General features: G+C 44.9%; 11 protein-coding genes. 4 read left to right on the top strand and 7 right to left on the bottom strand.

What is annotated here, in order from left to right; all coding sequences use genetic code 11:
* Positions 1–16 precede the first annotated feature (16 nt).
* Genes F9K23_06405 through lnt form a run of 3 tightly spaced genes read left to right on the top strand, consistent with a single transcriptional unit; the run spans position 17 to position 2,893 of the window.
* Positions 17–550: a hypothetical protein gene (locus tag F9K23_06405; GenBank protein KAB2916828.1), complete on the top strand. Its 534-nt coding sequence runs from the start codon at positions 17–19 to the stop codon at positions 548–550.
* A 53-nt stretch (positions 551–603) separates the two neighbouring features.
* The gene (rsmI, locus tag F9K23_06400; protein KAB2916827.1) at positions 604–1,326 is read left to right on the top strand and encodes a 16S rRNA (cytidine(1402)-2'-O)-methyltransferase; all 723 of its coding nucleotides are present in this window, start codon (positions 604–606) and stop codon (positions 1,324–1,326) included.
* Positions 1,307–2,893: an apolipoprotein N-acyltransferase gene (lnt, locus tag F9K23_06395; protein ID KAB2916826.1), complete on the top strand. Its 1,587-nt coding sequence runs from the start codon at positions 1,307–1,309 to the stop codon at positions 2,891–2,893. The genes rsmI and lnt overlap by 20 nt, the downstream gene beginning before the upstream one ends.
* Positions 2,894–2,976: 83 nt before the next feature.
* Here lnt and guaB read toward each other — a convergent pair whose 3' ends face one another.
* From guaB to F9K23_06360, 7 genes are all read right to left on the bottom strand, one after another.
* Entirely contained in the window at positions 2,977–4,446 is a 1,470-nt protein-coding gene (gene guaB, locus F9K23_06390) for an IMP dehydrogenase (protein ID KAB2916825.1), read from the bottom strand.
* A 230-nt stretch (positions 4,447–4,676) separates the two neighbouring features.
* The gene (locus F9K23_06385; protein KAB2916824.1) at positions 4,677–5,558 is read right to left on the bottom strand and encodes a YicC family protein; all 882 of its coding nucleotides are present in this window, start codon (positions 5,556–5,558) and stop codon (positions 4,677–4,679) included.
* Entirely contained in the window at positions 5,555–6,364 is an 810-nt protein-coding gene (locus F9K23_06380; GenBank protein ID KAB2916823.1) for a DMT family transporter, read from the bottom strand. The genes F9K23_06385 and F9K23_06380 overlap by 4 nt, the downstream gene beginning before the upstream one ends.
* Before the next feature lie 722 nt (positions 6,365–7,086).
* A complete protein-coding gene (locus F9K23_06375) occupies positions 7,087–7,515 on the bottom strand; it encodes a GNAT family N-acetyltransferase (GenBank protein ID KAB2916822.1) in 429 nt (142 codons plus the stop codon).
* Positions 7,516–7,518: 3 nt separating this feature from the next.
* On the bottom strand, positions 7,519–8,091 hold the full coding sequence (locus F9K23_06370; protein ID KAB2916821.1) for a hypothetical protein: 573 nt from the start codon (positions 8,089–8,091) through the stop codon (positions 7,519–7,521).
* A 227-nt stretch (positions 8,092–8,318) separates the two neighbouring features.
* Positions 8,319–9,197 (bottom strand): ACP S-malonyltransferase, encoded by an 879-nt coding sequence (gene fabD / locus F9K23_06365; GenBank protein ID KAB2916820.1) that lies wholly within the window; start codon positions 9,195–9,197, stop codon positions 8,319–8,321.
* A gap of 829 nt (positions 9,198–10,026) precedes the next feature.
* On the bottom strand, positions 10,027–10,344 hold the full coding sequence (locus tag F9K23_06360) for a hypothetical protein (GenBank protein KAB2916819.1): 318 nt from the start codon (positions 10,342–10,344) through the stop codon (positions 10,027–10,029).
* Positions 10,345–10,376: 32 nt separating this feature from the next.
* On the opposite strand from F9K23_06360, the gene F9K23_06355 reads away from it, so the two are divergent.
* On the top strand, positions 10,377–11,321 hold the full coding sequence (locus tag F9K23_06355; GenBank protein ID KAB2916818.1) for a hypothetical protein: 945 nt from the start codon (positions 10,377–10,379) through the stop codon (positions 11,319–11,321).

The following is an 11,321-nucleotide window of genomic DNA, read 5'->3' as shown; positions in this document are numbered from 1 at the left end:
AGGTTAAGAGGTCTTTATGAAAAAACTAACCGCCCTTGCTGTTGTAATCCTATTGGGAGTAACTGCATTAAATGCACAAAGAAGCGCAGAGCCTCTTTTTGTTTCTTCAAAATCAATGTGGTTCAGGCCTCAGTGTGGTACAGGTTCAATCAGATGTACCCAAACTCGGTTCTTAGGTCTTATTGCTGAATTGCAATCGGGTAACGAAGCCGGTTTCATCGGTGCTTCATTAATAGTATTATCCCCACAACTACCTTTAAGTTACGGATGCAACCTTTCTGTAGGTCGTTTATTTAATGAAAAGCGTTTTGCAAGCAGTATAGCGGTATGGAATAACCTATTTATCGGTAAAGGCTTTTACATCACAAGCAGTATAAAGGGACTTCGCTACGAAAACGCTGCTTCGGGTATTTGGGCTTTGAGGCCGCAAGCCGGATTGGGATACGGTAAATTCTCATTGTACTACGGACATGAGTTTATAAAAGGAGAAAACAACTTGAACTTAGTGCAAAACACCGTAACAGCCGCCTATACCTTCTCGCGCCAATAATTAATAAACGACATAAAGTCCATAACCTCCAAAAAACCTACCTTCGCGTAGGTATGCAAACACCTGTTTTGCTTTATTTAGTCCCTACACCCATCGGCAATTTGCAGGATATTACCCTGCGCGCACTGGAGATTTTAAAAACCGTTGACGTAGTATTGGCAGAAGATACCCGCACCAGCGGCTTGCTGCTGAAACATTACGGTATAACTGCTAAACTGCAAGCTTACCACCAACACAACGAGCACCGCGAGTTGGAAGGATTGGTACACCGCATGGCTGCGGGCGAAAAAATGGCCTTGGTAACCGATGCGGGAACACCCGCTATCAGCGATCCCGGTTTTTTATTGGTGCGAGAATGCCTGCGACACAACGTAAAAGTTGAATGCTTGCCCGGTGCTACCGCGTTTGTACCTGCTTTGGTAAAAAGCGGCTTGCCTGCCACACGCTTTTGTTTTGAGGGATTCCTGGCCCAAAAGAAAGGCCGCCAAACGGCTTTGAAAGCATTGGAAAACGAAGAGCGTACCATGATTTTTTACGAATCGCCATACAGGTTGCTTAAAACTCTGAAAGATTTTGCTGCCTATTTTGGTGATGACCGACCCGCTTCCGTATCGCGGGAGCTTACCAAAATGTTCGAAGAAACTGTAAACGGCACATTGGCTGAACTACATACACATTTTACCAAAAAGCCCGTTAAAGGAGAACTGGTACTTGTAATTGCCGGAAAAGGCTATCAACCCAACGCCCCGCAAACCCATGAAGAAACTGACGAATAACTACTTGTTTTTAAGTCTTGCCGCCGGCCTCTTATTATGGCTGGCATGGCCGCCGTTTGTTACTGCCCCTTTGGCTTTCATAGGTTTTGTACCCTTGTTTATGCTGCAACAGCAAATACAAGAAAATAACCTTAAAAACCGCGTGCTTTTCTTTTATGTATTTGTAGCCATGCTGATGTGGAACTTAGCCACTACGTGGTGGGTATATCATGCTTCGCCCGCGGCGGTGGCGGCATTTGTTCTCAATGCACTACTAATGACGTTACCGTGGTTAGGTTTCCACCTCACGCGTAAAGTCTTTGGCGATAAACTGGCTTACCCTGCTTTTATCTGCTATTGGCTGGCGTTTGAATATTTACACCTCAACTGGCAAATATCGTGGCCTTGGCTCACGCTGGGCAATGTGTTTGCTACCCTGCCCAACATGGTGCAATGGTATGAGTTTACAGGATTTTTGGGTGGCAGCCTTTGGGTGTTGCTTACCAATATTTTGGTGTTTAAACTCATTCAAAGTTATACCCGCCCACGGGTAATTAACCTTGCGGTTACTGTGTTGTTGCCACTGATTTCGTCGTACATCATCCTAAATGCATTAACCACAACCGACGGCACACGCGAGCAAGATGTAGCCAACGTGAGTGTAATACAACCCAATATCGACCCGTACACGGATAAATTTGGCGGGAAAACCCCGCAGGAGCAGGTACAGATTATGCTGCAACTGGCCGAGGAGAGCGTTACCCCGAAAACACGGTTGGTAATGTTTCCTGAAACATCACTAACACAGCCTATTGAGGAAGAAGAAATAAACAACTCATCAGCCATACTGCAATTGCGTGAGTTTTGCCGCAAGCACAAAGTGAGCATTTTAACGGGAGCTGATACAAGACACCACTTTAAAGAAGGAGAAAAGTTAACAGCTACGGCAAGAAAATACAGTGACGCGGATGTGTATTTTGATGCTTATAATACTGCCTTGCTGATTGATAGCACGGATAGTGTGAAGATATACCACAAAAGTAAACTGGTGCCGGGAGTTGAGATTTTGCCCTACCCGTCTGTTTTCCGTCCAATTGAAAAGCTGTTTGACTTGGGGGGAACATCGGGCAGTTTGGGCATACAAGACGATGCCGAAGTATTTATTACTGCCGATAGCATGCACATTGCCCCGATTATTTGCTACGAAAGCGTTTATGGGGATTGGGTGGGAAGATACGTTCGCCAGGGGGCTGATTTGCTGTGCATTATTACCAACGACGGATGGTGGCGCAATACACCCGGCTACCGTCAGCACTTGCACTACGCCCGCCTGCGTGCCATAGAAATGCGCCGGAATATTGCTCGTAGTGCAAACACAGGTATCTCTGCTTTTATAAATTATAAGGGTGAGATTGAAGAACACACCAACTGGTGGGTACCTGCCCAATTAAACAGAACTACTTATTTGAAGCAGGATATGACATGGTATGCCCAAAACGGCGACTATATTGGTAAAATAGGTGCTTGGATAGGCATTATTATTTTCCTTTCAACCTTTGTGAAAAGAATAGTACGCAAAGGGCATTAAAAGATATTACACATTAGACTCCAAAAACAACAAAGGCCACACGCAAGTGTGGCCTTTGTTTTAATAATCCTTTTGCAAACCAATTACCTGCGGCTATAGTTAGGAGCCTCTTTGGTAATGGTAATATCGTGCGGGTGGCTTTCGCGCACACCTGCACCTGTAATGCGCACAAATTGTGCTTTTTGCAATTCTTCAACAGTGCGGGCACCGCAGTAACCCATACCTGCGCGCAAACCGCCAACGTATTGGTAAACAACTTCGCTTAGTGTGCCGCGGAAGGGAACAATACCGACAATACCTTCGGGTACCAGTTTGCTGATTTCCTCTTCGGCATCTTGGAAGTAACGGTCTTTGCTGCCTTCTTTCATCGCCTCAATACTGCCCATACCACGGTACGATTTCACCTTACGTCCTTCGTACAAAATGGTTTCGCCCGGAGATTCTTCAACCCCTGCAAACAACGAACCTGCCATGATGGTGCTGGCACCGGCCACAAGAGCCTTTACCAAATCGCCGCTGTAGCGGATACCGCCATCAGCAATTACGGGAATATCATACGGTTTTACTGCTTCGGCTGCTTCAAAAATGGCACTTAGTTGCGGCATCCCTATACCAGCGATGATACGTGTGGTACAAATAGAACCGGGGCCCACTCCCACTTTCACTGCATCTACTCCGGCTTCGGCCAAGGCTTTGGCAGCATCGCCTGTAGCAATGTTTCCAGCAATCACTTCCAATTTAGGGAAGGCTGCTTTTACTTTCTTCACTTCGTCAATCACCCCTTTTGAATGACCGTGTGCAGTATCAATAACTACAACATCTACTCCGGCATTCACAAGAGCGGTAACGCGCTCCAATGTATCGGCGGTAATACCCACCGCAGCACCTACCAACAAACGACCCAATGCGTCTTTGCAGGCTTTGGGGTGGTCGCGGTGCTTTAAAATATCTTTATATGTAATCAGTCCGGTAAGTTTACCGTCGTTGCTCACCACCGGCAATTTCTCAATGCGGTGTTCTTGCAAAATACTTTCAGCTTGTTTAAGCGTAGTACCTTCGGGGGCAGTAATCAAACCCTCTTTGGTCATTACTTCGCGCACAGGGCGTGAGGTATTGTTTTCAAAGCGTAAATCGCGGTTGGTTAATATACCTACCAATTTGTTTTCGCTGTCGATGATAGGAATACCGCCGATTTTATTCTCCTTCATTATCAGCAACGCGTCGGCAATGGTAGCTTCTGAGTTAAGAGTAATAGGGTCTAATATCATCCCGCTTTCGCTGCGCTTCACTTTGCGAACCTCGGCGGCCTGCCTTGCAATGCTCATGTTTTTGTGCAGTATGCCTATACCTCCTTCTTGCGCAAGGGCAATAGCCAAACGGCTTTCGGTAACGGTATCCATTGCTGATGAAACAATAGGAACATTGATGCGGAGGTTGCGGGTAAGGCGGGTAGAGGTATCTACGTCGCGTGGAAGTACTTCTGAGTAACCGGGAACGACGAGAACATCGTCAAAAGTAAGGGCTTCGCCCTTTAGTTTACTTGTATTATACATTGCAAATAAGGATTTACTAACGAGATAAGAATAGTGTGTTGTTACTCTTATTTGCGGTGCAAAAGTAGGGTTATTTTATAACGGAAACAAGAAGAAAATTAGAGTTACTGTATTTAGCGAAGGACATGAAGTCCCCCGCTTGGAAATTATATGCGTCGAATGGTTTAAAACCATTCGACGCTCTATATAATAACAGACAGAATTTTATATTCTGAACATAGGTAAGGCCCCTACAAAACGTTGTTTACCTGCTCTTTTATCTTTTCAAGCTCGTCCTTCATCACTACCACCAGTTGTTGGATGTTGAAGTGAGAAGCTTTGGCACCCAACGTATTTATTTCACGACCCATTTCTTGCGCGATAAAGCCCAGTTTCTTACCTCCGGGTTCTTTGGCAAGGGTATCGGTAAAGTAGCGGCAGTGCTGTATCAACCTCGATTTTTCTTCGCTAAAATCAATTTTTTCAAGGTAATATATCATTTCCTGCTCAAAGCGGTCTTTGTCCAGCTTTTCATCGTCAAGGGTGGCTTGCAACTGGTTATAAATACGGTCGCGCAACGCAGTAATACGTTCGCCTTCAAACTTTTCAATCTCTGGCAGGCAGTTCTGTATGTTTTCAACAAACTTCTGTAAATCCTGCTTCAAGGCATCCCCTTCTTGCAAACGGAAAGCGTCAAACGCATCAAAGGCTTGGTCGATAGTAGCTTCCACCAGTTTCCAATCGTCTTCGTCCAACTCTTCGGTATCATCGGTATTTATCACACCGGGAAACGCCAGTACTCTATCTAAAATATTACCGCTTTGGTAATTCAAAGTCTGTTGCAGTTGTTCAATCTCACCAAACAGCTTTTTAGCCATTTCGCCATCTACTAGCGGAGCATCCGCCCCTGTTACGTTGCGCTCAATGTTTAAGAACAAGGTAGCTGTTCCGCGTTCAATGCGTTTGCTTAGTTCGCGGCGTAAGGCTATTTCTTTGTTCTGCACATTGCGGGGCATACGCAGGTTAAGGTCCATAAATTTTCCGTTCAGCGATTTTAACTCGGCCTTCACTGCTATTCGGTTATTGGCTGCCTCGGCACCGCCAAACCCCGTCATCGAGCGTAATTTCATCATTCAGTGATTGTTTTTTTAGGTGTGAGGGATACTAAATACACCCCCGTAAATATTAACAGGATAAATATAATCTTTTCTGACGTAAGTACGTCTTTTTGGCTGGCAAGGGCTATAATGGTTGCAATAACGGGTTGCAGGTATATGTATGAGCCTACAAGCGTTGAAGGTGCGTGCTGCAACGCCCACGCATTAAGTAAATACGTAATAAATGTGGTGGCTACCAGCACAAACCAAAAGCAAAACCATATAAAAGGGGTAAAGCTTGCCCAATCAATCGGCTCAAGACCGCCCATACCAAAGGGTAACACAAAAAGGAAACCGAAAATAAAGTTCCACTTGCTTACGGTGATAGGGTTGTACTTTTTGATAAACTTTTTAACGTACACCAAATACACGGCGTAACTTAGGGCATTCAGGATTATATAAACGTCTCCGTACAGGGTATCTTTACTAAAGCTGAGGCGTTTACCGCCCATCAGCATCATTGCCCCTACTGCTGCGAGAACGATGCCAGCGGCTTTTACTCCGTTTATACCTTGGCGATTCACTACGGTATGGATGACAAACACAAACACGGGCGTAACCATCATTAGCACTGAGGCATTGATGGGCGTGGTGTTGGCCAATCCCTCAAAAAACATCAGCATATTGGCAGCTACCCCAAACAGGGCCGAAAGCGCCAAACCGCCTATGTCTTTACGTTCAATTTTTTCTCGGATAAAAAGGGAATGAAAAATAAGGAAAAGTATCAAGGCACACCCTACTCTCAGTACGATGAACGTGAGCGGTGATATGTATTTGGGCATTACTTCTTTGGCTAAGGAGAAGGTGGCCCCGTATATTAACGAGACGATGAAAAGTGATATATGAACCTTTAGCCGTGTACCCAAAACGGGTGCGAAGATAGTGCGGGGTACAGTAAATAACTAACGTTCACGACGGGCATAAAGCCCGACGTTGTTTCTTTTACCACGAAGGCACGAAGACGCAAAACGGATATGAATTAGGGAGCTTTGCGACTTCGTGGCAAAAACAAAAAAGATGCTTCTTGTGCTGCACGCTCTCAATAGCGACAGGTTTTATACCTGTCGTACTCCGACGGCATTCCGTTTCCCCGACGGGCATAAAGCCCGCCTCTATTAATAGAGCTCGCCCCGAATGGTATTAAACCATCCAGAATGCTGGGGTTTCTTTCTTATGCCACGAAGGCACTAAGGCGCAAAACGGATATGAATTAGGGAGCTTTGTGGCTTCGTGCCAAAAACAAAAAAGATACTTCTTGTACTGCACGCTCTCAATAGCGACAGGTTTTATACCTGTCGCAACCCTGACGGCATTCCGTTTCCCCGACGGGCATAAAGCCCGCCGTTATTAGTGGGGTTACCCCCGAATGGTATAAAACCATTCGGCGTTAAAAACAAGGGGTTGAAACCCCATGCTATCAAAATTACCTACTTGCAAAGGACTTAAGTCCTTTGCAGGTAGGTAATTACAAAAGCAGTGGTTTTTAATCCGTTGCAAATACGGTTTAGCGTATCAATTTCAACAGCAATGTTTTAGCAGCAAATGTTTGGTTGCAGTACCCTATTTTTTGTTTGATTTCAGCAGGCAGGGCGTCGCTTATTTCAGCATCGCCAAAACCACAACTTTTATAAAATCCCTCAAGGTGTGCAAAGGGAATGCAATACACGGTTCTCCCTTCGGGGGCTTGTTGCAGCAAGTGCATTACAATAGCTCGTGCAATGCCTTTGCCACGTAGGCTTTCATCCACATACATCCCCCCAAGTTCGTAGCTGTCGTCTGCAAGGGTTATCAGCCTTCCTACACCAAACAAGTTGTTGCCTTCTTCGGCAACGGCTACATACTCCTTCTCATATACCGAAGGTAAAAACTCAATTTGCTTATAAATGTTATTTACCCTATCCATATCGGCGGGCAAAGCTTTGCGCAGCATCATTTTCTATTCTTCTTGTTCAATATCTTCAAGTACAGGCAAGCTGTCAGTATTATCAGAAAGTAAAAACTGGTGTCTTTCTGCAAAAGCTCTTTGTGCCGCAATTAAATCATCTTGATACTTTATGTTTTTGCGGTCAATTTCAGTAGCAAGTTCATCCAACCGTTTTTGCTTTATATCCAGTTCATTATCATGTCCTTGCTGATTTTTAAGACTGCTTATAATTTCAAACGCTTCTTTCCAATGAAAAATATACAGCTTACGTTCGGCCTCAAAGTACTTTAATGCAGACATCCAAAACTCCTCATCGTTGGCATACGGTCCTTCTGCTTTTAGTGAGGCAATGGCACTATCGCAAAGCGCTATGCAACGCACGCGGTTCTTTTCAGCCTCTTCGTATTCATAATTTCCTATGGCGGCATTTAGATCATTCACCGCATTAATGAATGCACGTTGCCTGTCGATTAACTTCTCGTTATAGGCGGCGGCGCTTTCGCCGGTGGGTTTTGTTCGATTATTATTGCCACAGGCAGCCAGTAGCAATAGTAAACAAGCAACGGTTAACATTCTAATATCCATGTTCAGAACGGGTAAAAATTCTGTCGTGAAGATAAGATTGTAAAATAAAATTGTGTGTTAGTTGATGAAATTTACCCGGCATGTCCGAGCTGGGATTTTGGGCAAGTATGGTTACAATGCAATTACCCAATCGTCTAAAATCAGCATCCTTGGGTCGGTTTTTTAAAGAAACTGTTTGGGCAACACTGATGTTTGCCCAAACAGCAAATAGTAGCTATAAATAATGTTTATGCGCTGGCTGCTTCGGCCTCGGGGGCAATCTTTTTCACCAAGCCTTGCAATACTTTGCCGGGACCTACCTCAGTAAAGTGGGTAGCACCGTCAATCACCATTGCTTGTACGCTTTGTGTCCAACGTACAGGAGCGGTTAATTGAGCCACAAGGTTTTTCTTAATCTCGTCAGGATTGAAAATTGCACTTGCAGTAACGTTTTGGTAAACAGGACAAATAGGGTTGCTAAAACGGGTACTTTCAATGGCAGCCGCCAATTCTTCGCGGGCAGGTTCCATCAACGGTGAGTGGAACGCACCCCCCACATTAAGTACCAATGCACGTTTTGCACCTGCTGCTTTTAGGGCTTCGCAAGCGGCGTTCACGGCTTCAACCTCGCCTGATATTACCAATTGGCCGGGGCAGTTGTAGTTAGCGGGTACTACCACGCCGTTTATCCCTGCACAAATTTCTTCAACTTTGGCATCGTCTAACCCCAAAATGGCAGCCATTGTACTAGGTTTAATATCACAAGCTTTTTGCATGGCAAAGGCACGTTTGGCAACCAATGCCAAACCGTCTTCAAAACTCAATGTACCGTTGGCTACAAGGGCTGAAAATTCGCCCAATGAGTGACCGGCAACCATATCGGGTTTAAAGCTTTCGCCCAAGGTTTTTGCCAATATTACTGAGTGCAAAAAGATGGCGGGTTGGGTAACGCGGGTTTCTTTCAACGCCTCTTCGGTACCTTCAAACATTTCATCGGTAATACGGAAGCCTAATATGCCGTTAGCCTCGTTAAAAAGGTTGCGGGCTAAGTCGTTGGTCTCAAACAAATCTTTGCCCATGCCCACAAACTGTGCGCCTTGGCCGGGGAAAACGTATGCTTTTTTCATTGGTGTGAATTTGATGGCAAAATTAGGCATTTTGCGGTATTGTGTATCATGGAGCGCCGAAGGTTTAAACGACGGGCATCACGACGGGTATAAAACCTGCCTCTATTGATAGAGGCTCGTCCCGAATGGTTTTAAACCATTCCGGCCGCTGCGCTTTATTCTTATGCCGCAAAGGCACTAAGACACGAAGCAGATATAAATTAGGGAGCTTTGTGACTTTGCGACTTCGTGGCAAAAAAAAGATGCTTCTTGCTCTGCGCTTTCTCAATAGCGACTGGTTTTATACCTGTCGCAACCAAACGGGCATTAAGGCGGGTATTACGACGGGTATAAAACCCGTCTCTATTGATAGGGTGCAGCCCGAATGGTTTTAAACCATTTGTTATTTCTTTCCTATGCCGCAAAGGCACTAAGACACGAAGCAGATATAAATTAGGGAACTTTGCGACTTCGTGGCAAAAACAAAAAAAGATGCTTCTTGCGCTGCGCTTTCTCAATAGCGACAGGTTTTATACCTGCCGCAATCAAACGGGTATTAAGGTTGGCATTCCCGACGGGTATAAAACCCGCCTCTATTGATATGGTTAGCCCCGAATGGTATTAAACCATTCCGGCCGCTGCGCTTTAATCTTATGCTGCAAAGGCGCAAAGACACGAAGCAGATATAAATTAGGGAACTTTGTGACTTTGCGACTTCGAGGCAAAAACAAAAAAAGATGCTTCTTGCGCTGCGCTTTCTCAATAGCGACAGGTTTTATACCTGCCGCAATCAAACGGGTATTAAGGTTGGCATTCCCGACGGGTATAAAACCCGCCTCTATTGATATGGTTAGCCCCGAATGGTATTAAACCATTCCGGCCGCTGCGCTTTAATCTTATGCTGCAAAGGCGCAAAGACACGAAGCAGATATAAATTAGGGAACTTTGTGACTTTGCGACTTCGTGGCAAAAACAAAAAAAGATGCTTCTTGCGCTGCGCTTTCTCAATAGCGGCAGGTTTTATACCTGTCGCAACCAAACGGGTATCACGACGGGTATGAAACCCGCCTCTATTGATAGGGTGCAGGCCGAATGGTTTTAAACCATTGGGGATGGTATTAGCAAAACCCTGAATTTTATATTCAGGGTAAGTAAGTTTTAAAGGCAACAAACTGCATATTTGCCACGTTTGAAAATGCAATGAACAGGACAAAGACCTTTTACCTGCTTATTTTTAGTTTGTTTACGGTGTGCTGCATGGGACAAGCAGCCTACAATGGCCCTTATTTGGAGGCGTTGGTAAAATACAACTACAGCAACGGCGGACAGAATGAAACCCCCGGATGGGGCTTGGGATTTAGAATAGATACCGTCGGACGTCGCTATGTGGTAATTGCCAACGACGGATGGCTTACCAAATCGGAGTTTTTTTATGACAGTATAACAGGTCATGTAACCCGCGAGGTATCGTTACAACTGGCAACAGGCGTGCGGCATATTTATAATTATTTGTACGGTTGGGAAGGGGATGATACCCTGATAAGCCATCGTAGCGATTACGGGCTGACTACTACCTACATCTATCAAAATAAGCTGTTACAAAGCGTTGAGAAGGTGTATTTGGGTACGGTGTGTAAGATTGTCAATCAAAAGCCTGCTGAAAAGGGCGTTGAATTGCCCGAAAATACTACCTGTTTTGAGCGTGTTACTTTTTACCGCGACCCTGCGGGGAATATTACCGGACGGAGGTTTGCCTACTACTATTCACAGTTTAATGCACTACCAGAACGGGAGTATACTGAAAACTACCACCGAAACGCGCAAGGACTTATTGATACGGTGTTTATTGGCAATGCAGGCAAAAGAATTGTGATGGCTTTTGACTATGATAAAAAGGGGCGGATGTTGCAAGCCAACCGCAAACACGAAAACGTAGAGAAGTACGAAACGTGGGCAATGAAGTACAAGTGCAACGGCTTGCTAAAAAAAGTCACTTATCGCGATTATCCTGTAAAAGAATGGGTAGACAAATACCGATGGAAGAAGTACCGCTGGAAAAAAGAATACCCTATTATCCCTCATTTGTCGAATTTTATCAGCAGCTATGAACTAAAACTGGCCGAAGATTTCTATTTTGGCTATTGA

The sequence above is a fragment of the Bacteroidota bacterium genome, assembly GCA_008933805.1.
Taxonomy (GTDB): domain Bacteria; phylum Bacteroidota; class Bacteroidia; order UBA8524; family UBA8524; genus SB11.
The sequence above is the reverse complement of the archived record's forward strand: the minus strand, read 5'-3'. Positions and strand labels throughout refer to the sequence as shown.